The organism is Nocardia sp. NPDC006630 (assembly GCF_040611495.1).
Classification (GTDB): domain Bacteria; phylum Actinomycetota; class Actinomycetes; order Mycobacteriales; family Mycobacteriaceae; genus Nocardia.
Genome location: NZ_JBEXOK010000017.1, coordinates 54,839 through 76,796 on the forward strand (window position 1 = coordinate 54,839; position 21,958 = coordinate 76,796).

Sequence of the window (21,958 nt, forward strand, 5' to 3'; positions counted from 1 at the left end):
AGCGTGGAACGTCAGATATTCTTCCGCCGCACCTCGGGCGGCACGGTTTCGCATTCGCTGTCGAGGTCGAAATCCTCGACCGGCCGCGACATTTCGGCCCGGTACTGGCGTACGCCGACCAGGGTGCCCAGAATCAAGCCGACCACGAGCGTCCCGATCACGGCGGGCATCAGCCAGGACACCTGTTCCAGGAAGCTGCCCGCGTAGTAGCCGACCAGTAGCAGCACCGGCGCCCAGATGATCGCGCCGATGGTGGAGGCGATCGTGTACTTGCGGTGATCCATCTCCGCGGCCCCGGCGACCATGGGGCACAGCGTGCGCACCCACGGAATCCACCGCGCCACCAGCACGGCCAGGAACCCGTGCCGGTGCAGTAGTTCGGCCACCCGCCCGAGATTCCGGGTATTGATGTATTTGCCGTTCTTACGCGCCACCAGGTGATGCCCGGTGCGCTGTCCGACCACATAGCCGACCTGATTGCCCGCGACCGCGGCGATCATGGTTCCGCCCGCCAGCGCCCAGATGTGCAATTGGCCGCTGGCCTGCGAGGCCAGCACGACACCGGCGGTGATGAGCATCGAATCCCCGGGCAGGAACAGCCCGATGATGAACGCGCACTCCAGGAAAACGAAGGTGAGGACAACAGTCCACACCAGCACCGGCCCGGCCGTCTCGAGCGGTCCGAAGCCGCTGAGCGCGAGGGTTAGTGGGGTGGTCGACACCGATGGCTCAGTGCGTCGGCTCGTTCGACGTGGCGGCCAGCTCCGGCGCCGCGCCACGATTGCGCAGGTTCTTCACCACGGTGACGATGCCCGGCAGGATCGAGACGAGCACGATGAGCAGGAAGATGGCCTCAACGTTCTTACGAATGAATTCGACATTGCCCAGGAAGTAGCCGAGCACGGTGACGCCGCCACCCCAGAGGATCGCGCCGACGATGTCGAAGGTGACGAACTTGCGGTATTCCATCTTCGAGACACCGGCCAGCACCGGCATGAACGTGCGCACGATGGGCACGAAGCGGGCCAGGATGATGGTCTTCGGCCCGTGCTTCTCGAAGAATTCGTGGGTCTCGGTGACATACCGCTTCTTGAAGAAGCGACTGTCCTCCTTCTGGAACAGCGCGGGGCCGATGGCCCTGCCTATCCAGTAACCGGACTGGTCGCCGAGGAACGCGATCACGATGACCGAGAACAGCAGCACCCAGAAATTGACCGGCGGGTTCGACTGCGCGGACAGCAGACCGCCAGTGAACAACAGCGAGTCGCCCGGCAGGATCGGGAACAGCAGCCCTGTCTCGATGAAAACAATCACCAAGATCGCCGGGAGCACCGCGTGCTTCATCCAGGTATCCGTTAGGAGATGCATCGGATCGAGAATCGCGGGCAGGGCGGCGTTGGTCGTCACGGCATCTGACAAGGCCAGCAAGGTCACGGCGACCACCCTACCGGTGAATGCGGTCTGCCACAGAATGTCGCACAGCGTGCTCTCAGGTGGTTCGCTTCCAGGGCACCGCTTATGGCGAAACACGACTGCCCTAGGGTGTCGCCTGACAGAATTTGTTGTACACAGCACACCACTACGGAGGTCATTGTGCCCATCGCGACTCCGGAGATCTACGCCGAGATGATTGCTCGGGCCAAGGAGAACTCCTTCGCGTTCCCCGCGATCAACTGCACCTCGTCCGAGACGATCAATGCCGCGATCAAGGGTTTCGCCGACGCGGGCAGTGACGGCATCATCCAGTTCTCCACCGGCGGCGCCGAATTCGGTTCCGGCCTGGGTGTGAAGAGCATGGTGACCGGCGCGGTCGCGCTCGCCGAGTTCGCGCATGTGATCGCGGCTGAGTACGACATCACCATCGCGCTGCACACCGACCACTGCCCGAAGGACAAGCTGGACACCTTCGTCCGCCCGCTGCTTGCCATTTCGGCCGAGCGTGTGAAGGCCGGGCAGAACCCGCTGTTCCAGTCGCACATGTGGGACGGCTCGGCGATTCCGATCGACGAGAACCTGGAGATCGCGAAGGAGCTGCTCAAGCAGTGCCACGCGGCCAACATCATTCTCGAGGTCGAGATCGGCGTCGTCGGCGGTGAAGAGGACGGCGTAGAGGCCGAGATCAACGAGAAGCTCTACACCTCCCCCGAGGATTTCCAGAAGACCATCGACGCGCTCGGCGCCGGCGAGAACGGCAAGTACCTGCTCGCCGCCACCTTCGGCAATGTGCACGGTGTGTACAAGCCCGGCAATGTGGTGCTCAAGCCCGAGGTGCTGGCCGAGGGCCAGCGGGTCGCGGCCGCCAAGCTGGGTCTGGGCCCCGACGCGCAGCCGTTCGACTTCGTCTTCCACGGCGGCAGCGGTTCGCTGAAGTCGGAGATCGAGGATTCGCTGCGCTACGGCGTGGTGAAGATGAACGTCGACACCGACACCCAGTACGCCTTCACCCGCCCGCTGGCCGGGCATATGTTCGCCAACTACGACGGCGTGCTGAAGATCGACGGTGAGGTCGGCAACAAGAAGGTCTACGACCCGCGCAGCTACCTCAAGAAGGCGGAGTCCTCCATGGCCGCACGCGTTTTCGAGGCCGCCAACGACCTGAAGTCGGCCGGTCGCTCCATCAGCGCCAAGTAAGGTTGAAACCCGAGGCCGGAGAAAACTCCGGCCAGGTGAGCAGAGCGTGCCGCGGTAGCCGTTCGGTCTCCGACCGAATCGGTCGCCGCGGCGGCTCGCTTGTAATACGAGGTGCAGCGCAATGACTCTCGATGTGCGGGTCCTCGGACCTGTGCAAGTGCTGGTCGGCGGCCGGCCGGTACTGGTCGGCGGCCCGAAGCCGCGCGCACTGCTGGCGGCATTGACGGTGAACCGGCGGCGTGCGGTGTCCTCGCAGGCCCTGGCCGATATCGTCTGGAACGACGAACCGCCGGACTCCTATCAGGCCAGCCTGCAGGTGTTCGTCTCGAATATCCGGAAGACGCTCCGCAATGCGGGCATCGATCCGGCCGCCGTGCTGCGCACCGAATCTTCCGGGTACCGGCTCGAAATCCCCGATGAGAATTGCGATATCGGGCGTTTCGAGAGCATTCGCCGATCCGGTACCGAGGCCGCCAATGCGGGCGATCACGAGGGCGCGGCGCGACTGTACGCGGCGGCCCTGGCCGAGTGGACCGGGCGCGCGCTGGACGATCTGCCGGGGCTGTCCTTCGCCGAAAGTTTCGCCACCGCAATGGATGAGGAGCGGCTGCTGGTCGCCTCCGCCCGGGTCGATGCCGAAATTGCCTGCGGGCGAGCCTCATCGGTGGTCGGCGAGCTGGTGTCCATGACCAATGCGCATCCGCTGCGGGAACCGCTGTGGGCGCAGCTGATCACGGCGCTGTACCTATCGGGCCGGCAGGCCGACGCGCTGGAGGCCTGCCGCCGGGTGCGCGGTGTGCTCTCCGATGAGCTCGGCATCGATCCGGGTCCGGCGCTGGTGGCGCTGGAACAGCAGGTGCTGCGGCAGGAACCCTTGCTGACCGGGCAGATCGCCGAGGTCGAGCGGTTGGCCAAGGCCATGACCGAGACGGTCACCGAAATGCCGCGGGCGGTGCGGGCGGGCCAGTTGCTCACCGCGGAGGGCCGGGTGCTGCCCATTGCGGTGGGCGGTATGAAGATCGGCCGGATGACCGACAACGATCTGGTGCTGGACGATCCCAAGGCCAGTCGGTACCACGCGCACATCACGCCCAGCCGGGCCGGATTGCTCATCAAGGATCTGCATTCGGCGAACGGGGTGTACATCAACGAGGCGGCCATCGAGAGTGCCGCGGTGCTCGCCGACGGTGACGCCATTCGGATCGGCGCTACTGTCTTCATCTTTCAAGCCACGCGCTGACGGGCGGTCAGGCGGCGCCGGCTTTGGCCAGCAGATCCACCGTTTCCCGCAGCGCCTGCCGGTCTTCCATATCGGGTGGCCGGTAGCCGCCGCTCACGGTGACGGTGATGGTGTCGCCCGCGCACAGCTCCAGATCGTCGAGGCACAGCGGCAGCATGCCGACGAATAGCCGGTGTTCCTTGCAGGTCAGAATGATGTGCGAGGTATGGCAGCTGGTGAGCTGAGCGAGTTCCTCGGCCAGTTCCACGCTGATCGGCCCGGTCAGGGTTACGTCCTCCACGTACACGACCCCACTGTATTACGCTGCTGCCCAGTTGGTTTCGGTTCGTATTTATCCGCGCGGCGATCCGCTGGATATCGATTCGATCGATCTTGGGCGAGTGCCGGTCGTTCGCCGGGGGCGGCGGGTAGGGTCTGCGGCCGGATGTGTCCGGTGGGCCCGAATTGGCGAGAGGTTGTGTGCATGGCCGAGCGGCTGCTGGCCGCGGTGGGAGCGGTGGTGTTCGGGGCAGGTGTGCTGGTGTCCGCGAACCCGTCGATCGCCGTGGCTGCTCCGGCGGAACCCGGTGCGGTAGCGACGATTCCCGGTATCGGGGCGTGCCACACCGACCCGAAACCAGCGCATGAATCGCTGGTGCCCAAAACCGTGGAGGTGCCGGTCTCGTATCCGGTGGTCACGGTGGATCCCGGGCCCGCGGTGGAGAGCACCAAGCGGGTCAAGATGGAGCTGCCGACCGATCCGTGCATCAATCCGTGCCCGGATCTCACCGATCAGCCGGTGCCGCCGCCCGGTCCGGCTGAGCAGCTGGGGATTCCGCGGCTCATCATTCATCCGCAGCCGTTCAATTTCGCCTTCCCCGACCCGAATCCGCCCGCGGTGCCGCCCGGCCCCGATCCGGTGTTCCCGAGCATCGAGGCCGCGGCGCAGTCCCCGGCCCGGCCCGCGCCGCAGGTATCGGACGTGCACGAGGTCGCCAAGCTGACCGGGGCAGATTCGGTCAACCGCACCGATAAGCGCTGGCAGGTGCAGGGCACCGATCTGGGCATCATGTGGGAGAGCGCGCCCGGGGAGGTCGCCGTCGCCTTCGGTGACACCGTGGGCCGCGACTTCCATCCGCCGGGCGGTATGGGTGAGGACTGGCGCAGTAATCTGCTGGCCTTCAGCACCAATCGCAATCTCGCCGACGGGGTGGTCTTCGACCGCATGGTCACCGACGACCGCTGCCACGCCAGCGAACTGCTGAGCAGCCGCAAAATGGACAATATCGAGATCACCACCATCCCGACCTCGGGCTTCGCCATCGGTGATCGGCAGTACATGAGCTATATGTCCATTCGCACCTGGAACAGCATTCCGGGCACCTGGTACACCAACTACGGCGGCCTCGCCTACTCCGACGATCACGGTGAAACCTGGACAAAAGACCCACATGCCAAGTGGGACAATATCTTCGGCGTCTCGAACTTCCAGGTGGCGGCCATGGTGCCGCAGGGCGATTTCGTCTACATGTTCGGCACGCCCAATACCCGGCTGGGGTCGGTCGGGCTGGCCCGGGTGCCCAAGGATCAGGTTCTCAACACCACCGCCTACCAGTACTGGCGGGACGGCCAGTGGACGCCGGTCGGCGGATACGCCGCTGCCACACCGATTGTCGACGCACCCGCCGGCGAACTGTCGGTCCGCTACGACGCCGATCGCAAGATCTGGCAGATGAGCTACCTGGACACCGCCAAGGCATCTCTCGTTGTGCGCGAATCGGATTCACCCCAGGGCGTCTGGTCCGACAGCACCGCCACCGTCAGCGCCCTCCAATTCCCGGAACTCTACGGCGGTTTCATCCACCCCTGGTCCACCGGCAAAGACCTCTACTTCACCATGTCCACCTGGAGCGACTACAACGTCTACCTGATGCACGCCACCCTGGAGTGAGGCGCGCACAGAAAACGGGCGGCCGCGCGAAATGCGCGGCCGCCCGTTGTGGTCAGACCGAGGGGGAGTTCAGGACAAGCGCACGTCGGCGACGGCGCGGCCGAAGAGCTTCTTACCTTCCGAGGTGGCGCCGAGAACGATGGTGGCGGAACCGGTTTCGGCGTTCACGGACTTCACCTTGCCGGTGAACTCCACGAAGGTGGGCGCCGTCTGCTCGACCGGGACGAAGCCGGAGAAGCGCACGCTGAACTTGGAGAGGGCGGCCGGATCGCCCAGCCAGGACACCAGGTAGCTCGCGGTCAGGCCCATGGTGAGCATGCCGTGCGCCACCACGGTCGGCAGGCCGACCAGGCGTGCGGCGGCGTCGCTGAAGTGAATCGGGTTGGGATCGCCGGAAACTCCGGCGTAGTTCACCAGATCGCCACGGGTGACGGGCATTTTGGCGGCAGGCAGTTCGGTCCCGGCCACCAGGGTCGCGGCGGTGGGTGTGGTGTGCACCGGGCGGGCCGGGGCGGGGTCGCGGAAATCGGTGACCTCCTCCGGCGCGAGCAGGATGAGCCCGGTCGGATCGGTGGCGCCGGAGTCGTCGGGGACGTGGCCGTGCATGACCACGCCGATCACCGTCTCCGCGCTCGCCGGATCGATCTCCACGCCGCGGCGGGCCACGATGGTGGTGGTAGCCACCAGCACCGGCAGGGCGTCGGCGTCGGTCAGCGTCACCTTGACGGTGATGAAGTCGTTGTCGCCGTAGGAGCGGATCTGCTCGATGCCCACATCCACCGACAGCAGGTCACCGGCCAGAATCGGGCGGTGGTACTCGAAGGTCTGATCGGTCTGCAGGAACTGCGAGACGTCGTACTCGGTGAGCACGGTGCCGATCAGTGCGCGGGTGGTGGCGGCGCCGATCACCGAGGCGAAGGTCGGCGAGGCGATCAGACCGGAGTAGCCGATCGCGAGGGCATCGTCTTCCCGGTGGTGGGCGGGGTGATCATTTCGTACGGCGCGCGCGAATTCGCGGACCTTCTCACGGCCCACGTCATAGTGATCGCGGACGCGGAAGTGCCGTCCGACCAGATCGGTGGCGGTGGTGGCGGCTAGCGCCTCGGCCGTCTCCGGCATGGTGTTCAGCTCCCTGCAAAGTTCGAAACCTGGTGGGCCGGTGGCGGATCGGTGTCAGCGCAGCCGACGGCCGAAGCCGCGCATGCGCCGACGTGCCGTCATGGCTGGCCCAGACAATCCGCGCTATATTACCGGCGTGTTGGTCTGCTGACCAGGTGTTTGTGATGTTCATCGCGGGCAGGTGCGCGAATGCGTCACCCGCCCACAGGGAACATCTGCAGGTCGATGTGGAGCGTTAGCAGATCAGTGTGGAGTGTTGGCTGGATCGCAGACTTTCCAGCCGTCGGTGGTGTGCTGCAGATTGAACGTGCGCGATGACGTTTTCGCCGGATCCGCCTCGGTGTACACCGTGGCCTGCGCGATCGCGGAATCTCCGGTGATCTTGACGGCGTCCACGCTCTTCACCACCGGAATGCTCTTCTGCTCCTTCGACGTTCGGTACACCCCGGCGAACTGATCCGCCGAAATATTCTGGTAGAAGTCGTGCTGCGTGCCGCAGGTGATACCGCGCAGCTTGTCCAGATCACCGGCCGCCAGCCCCGCCGTGTACGTCGAAATCGACGCCGTGACCTGCGAGTCCGGCGAATTGTCCGACGAACCCTTCGCCACTGCGATCACCACGCCGATCACCACGAGCACCGCCACGGCCGCCGCGGCGATAATCCAGACCCGCTTCTTGGATCCGCCACCGGCCGCCGCAGGCTCCGCCACTTCACCGGCAGCAGGCACCCGCTGCGGCGCGGCAATGACCCGAGTCGCGTCCTGTCCTGGCCCCTGAACACCCGCAGCGCCCTGCTGGCCGCCACCGGGACCCTGCGCGCCCTGGCCGCCACCGGGACCCTGAGGCGCGCCCTGGCCACCGGCGGCCTGAGGGCCAAGGCCACCCTGGCCGCCACCGGGCCCTCGAGGTCCACCCGGGCTCTGAGGTCCGTTCGGACTTTGAGGTCCGCCGAGGCCCTGAGGTCCATTCGGACCTTGAACTGGACCGGCACCCTTGGGTCCGTTCGGACCCTGTGGTGCGCCGGGACCCTGGGGTCCGTTCGGACCTTGGGGTGCAGCGGGACCTTGAGGTCCGTTCGGACCTTGCAGTGCACTGGGTCCCTGAGGTCCGTTCGGACCCTGCGGCGCGCCCGCCCCGACCCGCTGCGGGCCCGGCGGAACGGCGCGCGGTCCGCGAACCGGATGTGCGGGCATGGTCGGCTGCATATCGGCAGGCGAAGGCGCACTTGCCGGTTGGCGCGGCGCATTCGGCCGCGGCGGCGGCGAAGGCCGCGTCTCCTCGACCCCGCCCACCTGCTCCGGCGCATTCCCGCGCGGACCGACATTGCGCGGCCCCGCATTCAAGCGCGGCGACGCCGGCGGCTTGCTCACCGCCCGCCCCTGCGGCCCCGAAACCCGAATCTTCTCGGTAGCCTGCTCACCCGTAACGATCGGCAGCAGCGTAGTGGCGTCCCCGGACCCATCCGGAACCTTCGACAGCGCAACGGTTTCCGAATCCGCCGCCCTCGAATCCGCACCGCCCCCGGCATTCCCGCCCGTGCCATCCGAGTCGGCAGCCCCGTCCGGCCCCGTGCCCTTCGCATCGCCGGACCCCGGCGCACCATCACCGGTCCCGCCCGCACCTGACGCACCGCCCTGCGCCGCCGCAGCCGGTTGAGCTACCTCGCCCGCCGCGCCACCCGCCTGGCTGGAATCGCGCCCGCCCTGCGTCCCAGCACCGGCGACATCGCCACGTGAGCCACCCTGCCCACCACCGGCATTCCCCCCGGAACCGGTGGCCGCAGTATCGGACTGACCGCCCGCATCTTGCTTTCGATCATCACCGGGCGCATCCGAAGGGCCCCGCCCAGCTGCTCCAGCCGCCGCGCCCGCCGCCGCCGCAGCCGCCGACTTCCCGCCCGCGCCAGCGCTATCCGCCTGTCCGGCGGCACTATTCGCCTGCTCACCCACACCGCGCGCCGACCCGGTCGGCGCATCCTGCCGTTGAACAACTTTGAACTGCGTAGTGACATCCGCAGACGGAGGCGGATTCCCCGGCCCCGCCGGCGTAGTCGACCGCCCAACCTGCCGCGCCCCGAAAACCTGCGAAGCCCCCTGCTGCCCGCCGCCGCCCTGCGCGGCCGGGCCACCCTGCGGGCCCGAACCACGCTGCGCGGCAAAGTCACTCTGCGAGCCTGGGCCGCCCTGCGAACCGGAACCGCCTTGAGAACCGGGCCCACCCCGCGGCGCCGAACCGCCTTGTGCGACAGAGCCACTCTGCGAAGCGGGGCCACCTTGCCGCGCGGGATCACCCTGCGAGCTCGGGCCGCCCTGCGACGTGGGACCACTCGCCGACGCCGGGTTGCCACCCTGCGGAGCCGAGCCACGCTGTGCGGCAAAGCCACTCTGCGAAGGACCGCCATCCTGCCGCACGGGATCACCCTGCGCTGCGGGGCCACCCTGTGAGCCGGGGCCGCCCTGTGAGCCGGGGGCGCCCTGTGAGCCGGGGGCGCCCTGCTGGGCGGGACCGCTTGCCGACCCTGCGTTGCCACCCTGCGGGGTCGCGCCGCGCTGGGGGATCGAACTACCTTGTGCGGCAAAGCCACTCTGCGATGGTCCGCTACCTTGCCGCGCGGAATCAGCCTGTGCGGCGGGGCCGCCCTGCAACGCCGGGCCACTCGCCGACCCGGCGTTGCCACCCTGGGAGGCAGCGCCGCGCTGCGGGATCGAACCACCTTGTGCGGCAGCGCCACTCCGAGAGTCGGGGGTGCCCTGCTGGGTGGGACCGCTCGCAGACCCGGCGTTGCCGCCGGGGGTCGAACCACCTTGCGGGGCCGGACTACCCGGCGCGGCGGGGTTGCCGCCCTGGCCCGGGCCGCTCGGCGGGGTTGTGCCCGCGCGGGGGGTGGTGGGGATGCGGGTGGTGGGGCCTTCGGCCGGTTCGTACTTGATGGTGGCGAAGTTGGATTTGCCCTGCGGGGTCGGGGGCAGGGGGGAGGGGGCGACGCCGCGGGTGCGGATGATTTCGGTGGCGGCGGTCGGTGCCGGGTTCGACGATGCGGGCGGCTGCTTGCCGGCCGGCGCCTGGGGAGTGTCCTGTTCGGCGCCCGTGCCCGGGGCTGCCGGGCGGGCAGGGTCCTGTGGCTGCTGGTCGTCGTTCGAGTCGGACACGCGCTACCCCTCGCTTCGGCGGAACTGTGATTCGACGGTCAGCCTACTGAGCATTTCGATGGTCGGTGCAGAATGATCGGCATGACGTCCTTCGGTGATCTGCTCGGACCGCAACCGGTACTCCTCCCGGAAAACTCGGATGCGGAGGAAGCGCTGCTGGAGAACCAGGATCCGGTGCTGGTCGCAGCCGCGCATCCGACGGCCTCCATTGCCTGGGCGTACCTCGCCGAGGCCGCTCTCATCGCCGGCGCCGGCGAGGTGAACGCCGACACGCTGGCGGCCTACGCCTTCGCCCGCACCGGCTACCACCGCGGCCTGGACCTGTTGCGCCGCAATGGCTGGAAGGGCTTCGGCCCGGTGCCGTGGAGCCACGAACCCAACCAGGGTTTCCTGCGTGCCGTCGCGGTGCTGGCCAAGGCCGCCCGCACCATCGGCGAGAACGACGAATACGCCCGCTGCCTGGACCTGCTCGAGGATTGCGACCCGCGCGCCGCGGGCGAACTCGGGCTCGACTGACACTTTGACCAGTGGCCTGGGCACCACCTTCGACGCCGCCAAGGACAGCGGTGTGGCACGCATGCGCACCGCAGCCGCCCGGGTTCGTCTCTCGCTGCTGCCGATCGTGCAGTGCGCGGTCGGGGCGGGCCTGGCCTGGTTCATCGCACATAAGATAATCGGTCACCCACAGCCGTTTTTCGCGCCCATGGCCGCCATGATCTCGATCGGTGTGTCGTTCGGCGCCCGTCTGCGCCGGGCGGTCGAGTTGATCGCCGGTGTCTCCGTCGGCATCGGCATCGGCGACCTGTTCGTCTCCTACTTCGGCACCGGCGTCTGGCAGATCTCGCTGCTGGTGATCTTCGCCATGTGCGCGGCGGTGTTCCTGGACGGCGGACCGGTCATCACCATGCAGGCGGCGTCCTCGGCGGTGCTGGTCGCCACCCTGATCCCGCCGCACAGCGGAGCTTCGCACTTCCGCATTGTGGATGCCCTGGTCGGCGGCATGGTCGGCATTGTCGTGGTGGCGGCGATCCCGCTGCATCCGGTGCGCCGGGCCAGACAGCAGGCGGCCGACATTCTCGGTGTCATGGGCAAGGCGCTCACCGATGCCGCGGACGGACTGCTGGAGCACGACGCCGACAAGATCAAGGCGGCGCTGGAGGCGGTGCGCGGCACCCAGACTCGTCTCGACACCCTGCGCAGCACTCTCGCGGGCGGCCGGGAGATCAGCAGAATCTCACCGCTGTACTGGAATTCGCGCGCCCGCCTGGAGCGCATTCAGGACACCGCGGACCCGATCGACAATGCCGTCCGCAATACCCGCGTATTGCTGCGCCGCGCACTGTCTCTCGTGCGTGACGACGAGGTCCTCAACCCGAGCCTGACCCTCGAGGTGGAGCAGCTCGGCAAGGCCGTGGAGGTGGTCCGCGAAATGGTCCTCGCCGATCCCGGCGAACAACCCGATGCCGCGGAGGCCACCCGCGTCCTGCGTTCGGTCGCCAAGGGCGCCACCAAGGACATGGTCGAGGGCGCGGGCATTTCCGCGCACGTGGTGTTCGCTCAGATCCGTTCGATCCTGGTAGATCTCATGCAGGTGTGCGGTATGCGCAGGCTCTCGTCCATCGCCCTGCTGCCGCCGACCGTGCCGAATCCCTATGTGACGCCGATCGATTAGGTCCAGAAGCGCGTCAGCGATCCGCCCCAGCTCGACCAGATCGACGGCACGCCCGACAGGCCGAACAGCGCGCGAATGCCGTCGAAGAACGCGATATTGATCTGCGGCACGAACAGCAGCGCGATCAGGATCAAGAGTCCGTACGGCTTGATCTGATCCATGGACCGCCGCGTCTCATAGCTCAGCGACGGCTCCAGAATCCCGTAACCGTCCGTGCCCGGCACCGGGATCAGATTCAGCACGGTCGCCATGATCTGCAGGAACGCAAGGTAACTCAGGCCGAACCAGAATGCGGCGTGCGAGGACGAACTGCCCCACAGCCGCACGATGATCAGCAGCACGATCGCGCACGCGGCATTGACCGCCGGACCCGCACCGCTCACGGTCCGCTGCGTCCGGGCGTTGAAGGCCCCCGAATTCACGTACACCGCACCACCCGGCAGCGCGAACCCGCCGATGGCGATGAACAGGATCGGCAACCCGATCGACAGCAGCGGATGACTGTATTTCAGCGGATTCAGCGTGAGATACCCGCGCAATTCCACATCCCGGTCCCCGGCCCGCCACGCCACATACGCGTGCGCGAACTCGTGCAGGCAGAGCGAGACGATCCAGCCCGCCACCACCATGACGAAAACGCCGAACTGGGCCTGGCGCGAGAGCAGATCGGAGATCCACGCCACCACGCCACCCGCCACGGCAATCGCGATGACCAGCAGGAAGATCGGGCTCGGCCGCACGGCCCCCGGGGTTCGGCCGAGCGCGCGGGGAGAGCTCATCGGACTCCTTGTATGAGAACCCCGGTGCGCCACCGGGAGCGGATCAGCGGACCAGCAACCACGGTTCGTGATGCCGGTAGAAAGTGGAGCGCCGCACCGGCTTATCGGTGGTGATGCCGTCGCGGGTGACGATGGCGCCGCGGGTGCCGAGCTGCATGGCCCGGCCTTCCACCCAGCGCTTCTTCCGCAATCCGCGGTGCACGCTCGCGTGCAGGCCGGGCAGCTCCAGTGTGGGGGAGACCAGCAGGGCGGCGACCTTTCCGGTGAAGAGCCGCGTGTCGTCCACGTACGCTTCGCCTTCCAGCTTGCCGCCGTCCTCGGCGACGAGGGTGGCGCGGCCGATGAGCACCTTGCCGGTGTCGTCGCGAATCAGCGGGGTCTCCTGTGGCTTGCCGTCGAGCGCGCGTTTCGCGGCGGCGCTGCCGGTGCCGGTCTCGTAGGCCCGGGAGCCGTAGGTGCGGTCCACGGGTACGTAACCGATCTCGACGCCGAGCCGCTCGGTGCGCATCAGGTGGGTCAGCACGGCGGCCAGGCCGGCGTCCTCACCGAGCACGATCAAGCGGGGGAGACTGTCGGCGGCCATGACGGGCAGCAGCTCGTCCAGCACCGTGGTGTCCGGAATCGCCGAGGTCTGGGTGAGGGGGAGAGAGGCGAGAGCGATCGGTACCGGTGCGCCGTCGCAGCGGAGAACATGGGTACTCAACTGCCGTACACCCTCCTCTGACCTGACAACACCATCGCCTCGCTGCGTTCTCGCGGACCCCCTGCCGGTCCGGCTACCCGTGCCACCATAGCCCCGGTTCCAGGGCCGTGCCGCGTGCCGTGTCCAATTTGCGACACCGGTCCGTTCTGGACGGCGATCGCCCGGTGAAGCCCGTGGGTCGGGCGTTAAACCGGTGGTCGAAGGGCATCTATTAGACTGTGCGTCCGGCCACCGCCTTCTGACGGCGGGTAGCTGCAGCATCACCGGTGCTGCGCGTCGAACCCGTAGGAGACTCCTAATGCCGGCAATCGTGCTGATCGGCGCCCAGTGGGGCGACGAGGGCAAGGGCAAAGCGACCGATCTGCTCGGTGGCCGTGTCCAGTGGGTAGTGCGGTACCAGGGCGGTAATAACGCGGGTCACACCGTGGTGCTGCCCAATGGCGACAACTTCGCACTGCACCTGATTCCCTCCGGCATCCTCACCCCGGGTGTGACCAACGTCATCGGCAACGGCGTGGTGGTCGATCCGGGCGTGCTGCTCGACGAACTCGCGGGCCTGGAACAGCGCGGCGTGGACACCTCCCGCCTGCTGCTGTCGGCCGACGCGCACCTGATCATGCCGTACCACGTGGCCATCGATAAGGTCACCGAACGCTTCCTCGGCAACAAGAAGATCGGCACCACCGGCCGCGGCATCGGGCCCTGCTACCAGGACAAGGTCGCCCGCGTCGGCGTCCGCGTGGCCGATGTGCTGGACGAGAAGATCCTCACCCAGAAGGTCGAGGCCGCACTGGAATTCAAGAACCAGGTGCTGGTGAAGATCTACAACCGCCGCGCGCTCGACCCGCAGCAGGTGGTCGACGAGGTGCTCGAGAAGGCCGAAGGCTTCAAGCACCGCATCGCCGACACCCGCCTGCTGCTGAACCAGGCCATCGAGGGCGGTGAGATCGTGCTGCTGGAAGGCTCGCAGGGCACCCTGCTCGATGTCGACCACGGCACCTACCCGTACGTCACCTCCTCCAACCCGACCTCGGGCGGCGCGGCGGTCGGTTCGGGCATCGGCCCCAACAAGATCGAGACCGTGCTCGGCATCCTGAAGGCGTACACCACCCGCGTCGGCTCCGGCCCCTTCCCGACCGAACTCTTCGACGAGTCCGGCGTGTACCTGGCCAAGACCGGCGGCGAGGTCGGCGTCACCACCGGCCGCGCCCGCCGCACCGGCTGGTTCGACGCCGTGATCGCCCGCTACGCCACCCGCGTCAACGGCATCACCGACTACTTCCTCACCAAGCTGGACGTCCTCTCCAGCCTGGACACCATCCCGATCTGCGTGGCCTACGAGGTCGACGGCGAGCGCGTCGAGCAAATGCCCACCACGCAAACCGATTTCCACCACGCCAAGCCCATCTACGAGGAAATGCCCGGCTGGTGGGAAGACATCTCCGGCGCCCGTACCTTCGAGGAACTACCCCCCAACGCCCAGGCCTACGTCCTGCGCCTGGAAGAACTCTCCGGCGCCCGCATGTCCTGCATCGGCGTAGGCCCCGGCCGCGACCAGACCATCGTCCGCCACGACATCTTGAGTTGAATTTCACGGAGATCACTTCTCCCTGAATGACTTTCGCCCCTGCTGCCTGAAAATGCAGCGGGGGCGAGTCATTTCGGACAAGCACTCCAAACCGACCTTCGTGAGCCGTCCCTCGATGGCCGCGCAACCGGACAGCCTGTGCCCCTATCGAACAGCACGCGTCGCTATCGAACAGCCACTACATGGGTTGTTCAGCCGGCGTGCGGGCTGCATGGTGCGATCGCGGCCGGGCGCATCCTGTGTCGCGACCGTGCGGCCTGTGTCGTCGCCGAATATCCGGCGTCGACATCGAACAGCGGGCGTCGCTGTCGAACAGCCGCTGCCTGGGCTGTTCGGCTGGTATGTGGGCGGTGTGGTGCGATCGGGAGTCGGTCAGTAGCAGGTCAGTGGTGTCAGCGGCTCTACGGCGTGGGGGGTGAGGGAGTTGTAGGCGGCTGCCAGGCACTTGACGCCGATTCGGATGTCGGCTTCCTCGTGGGTGAAGGGGAGGCGGAGGAAGCGTTCGAAGGCGCCCTGGACGCCGAAGCGGGGGCCCGCGGCGAGGAGGACGCCGTGGTTGGGGGCGGTGGCGGCGAGGGCGGTGGAGACGGGGGCGGGGAGTTGGGCCCAGAGGGACATGCCGCCGGCGCCGGGGGAGACGCGCCAGTCGGGGAGATCCTCGGCGAGGGCGTCGAGGAGGGTGGCGCGGCGGGAGCGGAGCTGTTGCCTTCGGACGGTGAGGATTTCGTCGGCGTGCTGGAGCAGGTGGACGGTGGCCAGCTGGTCCATGACGGGGGTGCCGAGATCCATGGTGGAGCGGGTGCCGAGGAGTTTGGTGATGAGGGATTGGTTGGCGCGGACCCAGCCGACGCGCAGGCCGCCCCAGAAGGATTTCGACGCCGAGCCGATGGTCACGATCTCCGAGCCGCGCGCGAATGCCGCTACCGGAGGCATGATTTCGTCATCGGTGAGGTGCAGATCCACCATCGATTCGTCGACGATCACCGTCATGCGGGTTTCGCGGGCGATGGCCGCCAGCTCGGCGCGGCCCTCGGCGGACAGCAGCAGTCCGGTCGGATTGTGGTAATCCGGCACCAGGTACGCGATGCTCGCCGCGGTTTGCCTTGCGGCACTGCGGATTCCGTCCAGATCCCAGCCGTCCGGGCGCAGCGGCACCGGCACCGGCCGCGCGCCCACATCGCGAATGGCCTCGATGGCATTGGGATAGCTGGGGTGATCGATGAGCACCCGCTCCGCCGGAGTGGTGAGCACATTCAGCAGTAGCCGCAATCCGTGCTGCGCGCCGAGGGTGACCAGGATCTGATCGGGATCGGTGGGCAGCCCGCGCTCGGTGTACCGCCGGGCCAGCGCCTCGCGCAGCATGAGCATGCCGACCGGGTCCATGCCGTGCGTTCCGAGATACGTCGGAAGTCCTTGCAGCGCAGTGGTGTACGCATCCATCATCTCCACCGGAGCGGACATGGCGGCATATGTCATATCGATGGTCGGCAGCTCCGGCTGCGCCATCATGGCGAGCAGGCTGCGCGCCGGTTTGGTGCCGTCGTGCACCACCGTCGGCGGCAGCGCCACCGTGCTGCGCGAACCCTGCCTGCTGATCAGATAACCGTGCTCGCGCAGCAGCGAGTACGCGGAGGTGACGGTGGTGCGGCTGACGCGCAGGCTGGTGGCCAGATCGCGTTCGCTGGGCAGGGCCACGCCCAGCGGCGCGCGCCCGTCGTGAATGAGCAGCCGGACGCTCTCGGCCAGCGCGACATACGCGGGCCGGGTGGTGCGCCTGCTGTCGGTCGCCGGGGCGGCGCCGGGTTCGTCGTGCCGCCACCGGCCCAGGTCGCGGGTAAGGCTGGCCGCGCCGATCACTCGTATCGCCATAAAGGCCAGTATCCGGGTACTGGATATTTTCTTCAAGTCCAGACCGGACCACTATGGGGTGATGATCGTAATGCTCGCTTCGCTGCTGGTTGTCGCGGCCTTCGCCGGGATCGTCTACCGATTCGCTCCCAAGCCGGACGAGCGCTGGGGCGTGCTGCTGGAGCGGTACCGTCCGCATGCGCCGATGTCAGACTGGTCGGTCGCGGAATATGAAGGGGCACGGCAATACTCCGACCTCTCCGCGGCGGCCGCGCACCAGGATGTCCTCGAACCCGAACGTCCGGTGCGCCGTGTTCGCCGCCATGCGCCGGCCCGCCCTGATCTCGCGAATATCCCGTGCCGTGGAGAATCAGTCCAGTTCTAGAGAACTGGACTGATGCAACTGGACTTGTCGGTACCTCGGTGCACACTGGCTCTATGTCGCAACCCGACCGCCCGCTCGCCTCGGCGGCGCTCTTCGACACCGCCATCGGTACCTGCGCCCTCGCCTGGAGCGCCGCCGGAGTGCTGCGCTTCGCCCTCCCCGAGGCCGATCCCGCGGCCACGCTCGCGTACATCCTGCGCCGCCACCGCACCTTCGATGTCCGGGAAGCCGCGCCCACTCCCGACATCGCCGCGGTCATCGAGAAAATCCGCGCCCACCTCGCCGGTGATCTCGACGACCTGCACTGGATCCCGCTGGATACCAGTCCTTTCAACGATTTCGACCGCGCCGTCTACGCCGTGGCCCGCGCCATCGACCCCGGCCACACCCTGAGCTACGGCGATATCGCGCACCGCATCGGCGCCCCCGGTAGCGCCCAGGCCGTAGGCCAATCCCTGGGCCGCAACCCCATCCCCCTGATCATCCCCTGCCACCGCGTGCTGGCCGCCGATCACGCCCTGCACGGCTTCTCCGCTCCCGGTGGCCTGGACACCAAACAGCGCCTACTCGAAATCGAGCGCACCCCAGGCTTCGGCGAACCCACCCTCTTCTGATCTCGCTCGGCAGATTCCACGATTCAGGCGAGAATGCCGATGGCATGAAAAAGCGCCTGTGCCATACGAATTCGTATGACACAGGCGCTGTGGTTCGCGCTGGATGTAGCTAGAACGCGCCACCGAGGAAGCCGCCGCCGGCACCGCCCGCGGCACCACCGACAACGCCGCCGACCACGGCTGCGGGAATGCCGACGATGGCGGCTCCGGCCGCTCCACCGACGCCTGCGCCGATCAGCGCGCCACCGATCGGGCCGCCGACAGCGTCGATGGGCAATGTCCACGGCAGGACGGTCGCCCCGATCGCGCCGAGGCCGGCCCCGATGCCTGCGCCGATAGCCGCACCGACAATCGCGCCCGGTACTGCACCCATGATCGCGGCCGGAACACCGGCGATCAGGGCGCCGCCGGTGGCGCCCGCTGCTACGCCGGCGAGGGTGCCGCCGGCGATGCGGTCGGAGCGGGTGGGGTTGATGCCGATGGAGTTGAAGCCGGTGGCGATGGCGGCTTCGGCGGTGGCCGCGGTGGTGTTCACCGGGTTCAGGATGTTGTCGGGGAGTTGATCCGGGGCGGTGGTGGTGAAGTTGCCCAGGCGCAGGGTACGGGGCGGGGGTGCGATGGGGGCCACGGGGGTGACGACGGTGGGCGCGTGCAGTTCCTGCCAGTTGATGGCGGGGGCGGCCTCGGGCTGGGGGATGGCGCGGAAGTTCGGCGGGACAGCGTAATTCGCGCTGGTGCCGCCGCTCGCGCCCGGTGCGGCGGGCTGGGGCACGGTGGTGACGCCGGGCTGGATCGGTCCGGGGCGGGATTGCAGGCGGTCGGCATTGGTGGCGGGTGCGGCCACGCCAGGCTGCGCGGTGCGCGGATTGGCGAATTGTGGTGCGGTCGCACCGTTTCCGGGCGCCTGCGCTAAGCCCTCACCGCGCGATTGCGCACCAGGGGACTGCGCGGCGCCGGGAGCCTGTGCCCCGCCCGGTGTCTGCGAGCTGCTCGACGGCCCGGTGACGGTGCCGTTGGCGCTACTCGACGGTGCGGCGCTCTGCGGTTCGGTGGCACTCGAGCACGCCACGGCGAGGGCGAGCGGAAGCGTGCCCACCATCATCGCGCGCCGTGCCGCGCCGGTCTTCCTATCGAAATTCCGACGAGTCACGCCGGATCACCACCCTCATCAGTAATCGGATCTACATCTGTTGATCAATGCGCACATCGACTTCCCGCCCCATCCGATTCGATGGTGCGCGCCGCCGATCGCCGCTGTACCCGCCTCCGGAACTTCGCACCCCCTCGCCTGCGCGAGTCGCGATCGGCCGCCGGAGTCAGGGTCGAAACCGCACACGCCACCGGTCGCAGAGCGGACCCGATGACTGCGGCGATGCCGAAGCATCCGCGCCATAGGTTCCCGAGGGGCTTGCCGGACTCTGGCCCGGGCGAGGGAATGGGAAGCTCAGTCGCAAGATCCGCTGCCTACGACTCATGCCGAAACACCACCCTCATCAGATTGGAACCGTCACCCGGAGACCGGGCTCGGTCACCTTCGCGGGGGATGGTAGCTGATGAGAAACCAGTAATTCCAGATCGGAATCAATCGATCCGATCGATGACGTCATGCGGCGAGACAAATCCCACAAACGCTGGTAGAAGCTTTTTACGGGCGCTGTACTGGTCAGCTTTCCGATTTGCCCACAGATGACCCGCCACGCATGAGCTCGGCCAGCGCCTCCCGATCGGTGACGTCGAGCTTGATGCAGGCGCGATAGAGGTGACCCTCCACCGTGCGCACCGAGACGGTGAGCCGATCGGCGATCTGCCGATTGGACAGCCCGGCGGCAACCAGGCTCGCGATCTCCCGTTCCCGCGAAGTGAGCGGCAACGGCTGCGCGGACTGCCGCAGCGCGGGCGTACTGGCCCCGCCGCACGCGGCGGCGAGCCGGTTGGCGGTGGCCGCGGATTCCAGCAGCCGGCGGCGATCACCCGCGCGCTCGTGTGCGGACGCGGCCTGCGCGGCGGCGTCGGCCGCCGACAGCAGCACCCCGATCTCCTCGAATTCGGCTGCGGCAGTGTCCAACCCGGCCCCGTCGTGCGCCGCGACCGCCACCGCGTGCCGGGACTGGACCTGCACCAGCCGCCCATCCACCCGAGCGGCCAGATCCGCGAGCCGGCCCGCCACCGAATGATCACCGAAGCGGGCCGCGGTGTGCAGCGCCATGGCCTCGATGGCGTGCTGATGTGAGCGCGCCGCCGCATCGGCCGCACCGAGCGCCAGCCGGATCGCGGGGGTCACGGTGCCCTCGGCGCCGGCCTGCCAGGCCTTGGCGATCTCCAGCATCGGTTCGTACACGGCACTGTGCCGCCCGCCGCGCTCGATGGCGGCCGCAATGGATTCGGCCGCGTCGGCGGCGCGCCCCACCGCCGAATACGCCTCGGCCAGACGAAGTCTCGCGGGGAACATCCAGGCGGCCGCACCCTCGGTGGTGAGCGCGGCGAGCGCCTGTTCGAGATTGTCGATGCCCTGCGGGAACCTGCCCTGCGCCACATCGACGGTGCCCTGCAGGATCTTCGTCATACCCCAGGCGAGGTACTGGCCGGGCGAGGAATAGGTGTAAGGGCTACTGGCACAGCGCCTTGCGGCATCCAGATCCCCGGTGAAGGTGAGCGCCAGCACTTCCGCGTGCGCGGACATGAACCGATTGAGCCCGTCGATATGCGATTCGATGGCATGCCCGCGCTGCGCGTACTGCCGGGCGGCATCACCACGTCCCATGAGCGCCAGGGCGAGTCCGCCGCCGAAGGCCGCCCACCAGACCGCCCACGGCGGCGCGTCCTCGGCGGCCATGACGGGTTCGGCCAGCGCGAAAGCCTCGTCGAGCTTGTTCTCATTGACCGCGCACGCGGAGGCGAGCCCGTCCAGCGTCGCCACGATCTTGGGATGCTTCGCCCGGCTGCGCACCGAGTCCAGCACTTCGTCCGCGCGATCGGCATCGCCCATGGACCACAGCAGATTCGAGACGCGGGTACTGCCCCAGCGGGCCAGTTGCACCTCGTTCAGCTGATCCGGATCGAAGACCGCGAGCGTGCGCTCGGCCTCGATGCGATGCCCCTGCCACAGCAGTGCGCGCGCCAGCAGATCGGCGGCCTCGACACCACCGCGCCGCTCCACCGCAGCCCGCGCGAACCGTTCTCCCAGAGGCAGATTCGCCAACCCGATGGCATCGGCGGCCGCGGCCTCGAACAGCTCGAGATCGGCGGATTTGTCACTGTCCAAAGCCAATTCGGCGAGCCGGATGCGATCGGGAGCGGAATTGATGGGCCGTTCCCGCAGCGACGTGTACAGCCGCCCGCGCAATCGCCGCGCCGAGGCGATGCCGAGCCGCCGCCGGATCACCTCGCCGAACAGCGGATGGTTGTACCGCACCAGCAATTGCCTGCCGTGCTCGACAATCCTTATGACACCGCGTGATTCGGCGGTCTCCACGGCTTCCTCGCCCGCGAGTTCGGCCAGCACATCCAGATCGATCGGCTCACAGAAGGTGAGCAGCTCCAGCACCCGCAGCACCGATTCGGGCAGCTGCTCCACCCGATCCTCCAGCAGCGCAGCCAATTCCGAGGTGACGGCCGCCCGCCCGCGCAACTGCCACACGCCCTTGACCTGCCGCAGCGTGCCCGCCTCCAGCGCGCCCTCGACCAGATGCCGCAGGAACAGCGCGTTCCCGCCGGAGGATTCCCACATGAGATTGGCGGTGAAGCCCTCCAGCTGCCCGCCGAGCATATTCTCGACCAGCTCCACGCTCTGCCGCTGACTGAACGGCGACAGATCGATGCGCAGCAGATGCCCGTCCTTCCACAGCGAGGTCACCGCATCCGGCACCGGCACCCCGCTGCGCACGGTCGCCACAATGTGCGCGGCCTTGTCGATGGCGAGCTGCAGCAGCAGGGTGGCGGACAGCTGATCGAGCAGGTGGGCATCGTCGACGCCGATGATGGTGTGCCCGTCCGCGAGCAGCGCCTCCCGCGCGGCCGCCATGAAGGTCACCGGATCGTGCGCGGTGTACACGCCGACCATATGCGCGAACACACCGAGCGGAATGCTGCGTGCGGATTCGGTCCCCGCGACCCAGCGAATATTTCCGGCACTGCCGTTCACCGCGGCCGTGGCCAGCCGGGCCAGCGTGGTTTTGCCGACCCCCGCGTCTCCGGTGAGGACCGCTCCGACGAAATCAGTGCCGGTCAGCGCGGACGTGATCGTTTCGAGCTCGTTCTCGCGTTCGACCATCGGCCAATTCCGAGCCATAGGTCAACTGT

At 67.8% G+C, this 21,958-nt stretch carries 18 protein-coding genes; 8 read left to right on the forward strand and 10 right to left on the reverse strand.

The annotated features are described in order from the left end of the window. Positions 1 to 11: 11 nt before the first annotated feature. Both ABZX86_RS37125 and ABZX86_RS37130 read right to left on the reverse strand, forming a co-directional pair. Complete coding sequence (locus ABZX86_RS37125) at positions 12 to 722, reverse strand: DedA family protein (protein ID WP_355130651.1); 711 nt, start codon at positions 720 to 722, stop codon at positions 12 to 14. A 7-nt stretch (positions 723 to 729) separates the two neighbouring features. Beyond that, the gene (locus ABZX86_RS37130; RefSeq protein WP_327146308.1) at positions 730 to 1,419 is read right to left on the reverse strand and encodes a VTT domain-containing protein; all 690 of its coding nucleotides are present in this window, start codon (positions 1,417 to 1,419) and stop codon (positions 730 to 732) included. A gap of 174 nt (positions 1,420 to 1,593) precedes the next feature. Between ABZX86_RS37130 and fbaA the strand changes: the two genes are divergently transcribed. Continuing rightward, positions 1,594 to 2,631, forward strand: coding sequence for a class II fructose-bisphosphate aldolase (fbaA, locus tag ABZX86_RS37135; RefSeq protein WP_355130653.1), 1,038 nt, complete (start codon positions 1,594 to 1,596; stop codon positions 2,629 to 2,631). 121 nt (positions 2,632 to 2,752) lie between these two features. Continuing rightward, the gene (locus ABZX86_RS37140) at positions 2,753 to 3,871 is read left to right on the forward strand and encodes a BTAD domain-containing putative transcriptional regulator (protein ID WP_297623671.1); all 1,119 of its coding nucleotides are present in this window, start codon (positions 2,753 to 2,755) and stop codon (positions 3,869 to 3,871) included. 7 nt (positions 3,872 to 3,878) lie between these two features. Here ABZX86_RS37140 and ABZX86_RS37145 read toward each other — a convergent pair whose 3' ends face one another. After that, a complete protein-coding gene (locus tag ABZX86_RS37145; RefSeq protein WP_355130655.1) occupies positions 3,879 to 4,157 on the reverse strand; it encodes a hypothetical protein in 279 nt (92 codons plus the stop codon). Between the two features lie 177 nt (positions 4,158 to 4,334). Between ABZX86_RS37145 and ABZX86_RS37150 the strand changes: the two genes are divergently transcribed. Beyond that, positions 4,335 to 5,801: a DUF4185 domain-containing protein gene (locus tag ABZX86_RS37150; RefSeq protein WP_355130657.1), complete on the forward strand. Its 1,467-nt coding sequence runs from the start codon at positions 4,335 to 4,337 to the stop codon at positions 5,799 to 5,801. Between the two features lie 69 nt (positions 5,802 to 5,870). On the opposite strand, the gene ABZX86_RS37155 is transcribed toward ABZX86_RS37150, so the two are convergent. Next, positions 5,871 to 6,920 (reverse strand): fused (3R)-hydroxyacyl-ACP dehydratase subunits HadA/HadB, encoded by a 1,050-nt coding sequence (locus ABZX86_RS37155; RefSeq protein WP_355130659.1) that lies wholly within the window; start codon positions 6,918 to 6,920, stop codon positions 5,871 to 5,873. A 243-nt stretch (positions 6,921 to 7,163) separates the two neighbouring features. Next, on the reverse strand, positions 7,164 to 7,631 hold the full coding sequence (locus tag ABZX86_RS37160; protein WP_355130661.1) for a hypothetical protein: 468 nt from the start codon (positions 7,629 to 7,631) through the stop codon (positions 7,164 to 7,166). 2,520 nt (positions 7,632 to 10,151) lie between these two features. Here ABZX86_RS37160 and ABZX86_RS37165 point away from each other — a divergent pair. Next, a complete protein-coding gene (locus ABZX86_RS37165) occupies positions 10,152 to 10,586 on the forward strand; it encodes a DUF3151 domain-containing protein (RefSeq protein WP_355130663.1) in 435 nt (144 codons plus the stop codon). A 61-nt stretch (positions 10,587 to 10,647) separates the two neighbouring features. After that, positions 10,648 to 11,742 (forward strand): FUSC family protein, encoded by a 1,095-nt coding sequence (locus ABZX86_RS37170; protein WP_355130764.1) that lies wholly within the window; start codon positions 10,648 to 10,650, stop codon positions 11,740 to 11,742. Here ABZX86_RS37170 and ABZX86_RS37175 read toward each other — a convergent pair. Beyond that, complete coding sequence (locus tag ABZX86_RS37175) at positions 11,739 to 12,521, reverse strand: site-2 protease family protein (RefSeq protein ID WP_355130664.1); 783 nt, start codon at positions 12,519 to 12,521, stop codon at positions 11,739 to 11,741. The two genes, ABZX86_RS37170 and ABZX86_RS37175, sit on opposite strands and share 4 nt — an antisense overlap. Positions 12,522 to 12,564: 43 nt before the next feature. Next, positions 12,565 to 13,224, reverse strand: coding sequence for a hypothetical protein (locus ABZX86_RS37180; protein ID WP_355130666.1), 660 nt, complete (start codon positions 13,222 to 13,224; stop codon positions 12,565 to 12,567). Between the two features lie 298 nt (positions 13,225 to 13,522). Here ABZX86_RS37180 and ABZX86_RS37185 point away from each other — a divergent pair, with 298 nt between their 5' ends. Then, positions 13,523 to 14,812 carry an adenylosuccinate synthase gene (locus ABZX86_RS37185; RefSeq protein ID WP_355130668.1) on the forward strand — a complete coding sequence of 430 codons (1,290 nt, stop codon included), beginning with the start codon at positions 13,523 to 13,525 and terminating at the stop codon, positions 14,810 to 14,812. A 372-nt stretch (positions 14,813 to 15,184) separates the two neighbouring features. On the opposite strand, the gene ABZX86_RS37190 is transcribed toward ABZX86_RS37185, so the two are convergent. Beyond that, entirely contained in the window at positions 15,185 to 16,681 is a 1,497-nt protein-coding gene (locus tag ABZX86_RS37190; protein WP_355130669.1) for a PLP-dependent aminotransferase family protein, read from the reverse strand. 61 nt (positions 16,682 to 16,742) lie between these two features. On the opposite strand from ABZX86_RS37190, the gene ABZX86_RS37195 reads away from it, so the two are divergent. After that, positions 16,743 to 17,045, forward strand: coding sequence for a hypothetical protein (locus tag ABZX86_RS37195; protein ID WP_355130671.1), 303 nt, complete (start codon positions 16,743 to 16,745; stop codon positions 17,043 to 17,045). Between the two features lie 53 nt (positions 17,046 to 17,098). Then, positions 17,099 to 17,659 carry a methylated-DNA--[protein]-cysteine S-methyltransferase gene (locus tag ABZX86_RS37200; protein ID WP_355130673.1) on the forward strand — a complete coding sequence of 187 codons (561 nt, stop codon included), beginning with the start codon at positions 17,099 to 17,101 and terminating at the stop codon, positions 17,657 to 17,659. A 109-nt stretch (positions 17,660 to 17,768) separates the two neighbouring features. On the opposite strand, the gene ABZX86_RS37205 is transcribed toward ABZX86_RS37200, so the two are convergent. Further along, entirely contained in the window at positions 17,769 to 18,809 is a 1,041-nt protein-coding gene (locus ABZX86_RS37205; RefSeq protein WP_355130675.1) for a hypothetical protein, read from the reverse strand. A gap of 513 nt (positions 18,810 to 19,322) precedes the next feature. Then, positions 19,323 to 21,947, reverse strand: coding sequence for a LuxR C-terminal-related transcriptional regulator (locus tag ABZX86_RS37210; RefSeq protein ID WP_355130677.1), 2,625 nt, complete (start codon positions 21,945 to 21,947; stop codon positions 19,323 to 19,325). Positions 21,948 to 21,958 lie beyond the last annotated feature (11 nt).

Coding starts and splice junctions, on each gene's coding strand:
- ABZX86_RS37140 (WP_297623671.1), top strand. CDS start 2,753: ATGACTCTCGATGTGCGGGTCCTCGGACCTGTGCAAGTGCTGGTCGGC.
- ABZX86_RS37150 (WP_355130657.1), top strand. CDS start 4,335: ATGGCCGAGCGGCTGCTGGCCGCGGTGGGAGCGGTGGTGTTCGGGGCA.
- ABZX86_RS37155 (WP_355130659.1), bottom strand. CDS start 6,920: ATGCCGGAGACGGCCGAGGCGCTAGCCGCCACCACCGCCACCGATCTG.
- ABZX86_RS37165 (WP_355130663.1), top strand. CDS start 10,152: ATGACGTCCTTCGGTGATCTGCTCGGACCGCAACCGGTACTCCTCCCG.
- ABZX86_RS37170 (WP_355130764.1), top strand. CDS start 10,648: ATGCGCACCGCAGCCGCCCGGGTTCGTCTCTCGCTGCTGCCGATCGTG.
- ABZX86_RS37175 (WP_355130664.1), bottom strand. CDS start 12,521: ATGAGCTCTCCCCGCGCGCTCGGCCGAACCCCGGGGGCCGTGCGGCCG.
- ABZX86_RS37185 (WP_355130668.1), top strand. CDS start 13,523: ATGCCGGCAATCGTGCTGATCGGCGCCCAGTGGGGCGACGAGGGCAAG.
- ABZX86_RS37190 (WP_355130669.1), bottom strand. CDS start 16,681: ATGGCGATACGAGTGATCGGCGCGGCCAGCCTTACCCGCGACCTGGGC.
- ABZX86_RS37195 (WP_355130671.1), top strand. CDS start 16,743: ATGATCGTAATGCTCGCTTCGCTGCTGGTTGTCGCGGCCTTCGCCGGG.
- ABZX86_RS37200 (WP_355130673.1), top strand. CDS start 17,099: ATGTCGCAACCCGACCGCCCGCTCGCCTCGGCGGCGCTCTTCGACACC.
- ABZX86_RS37210 (WP_355130677.1), bottom strand. CDS start 21,947: ATGGCTCGGAATTGGCCGATGGTCGAACGCGAGAACGAGCTCGAAACG.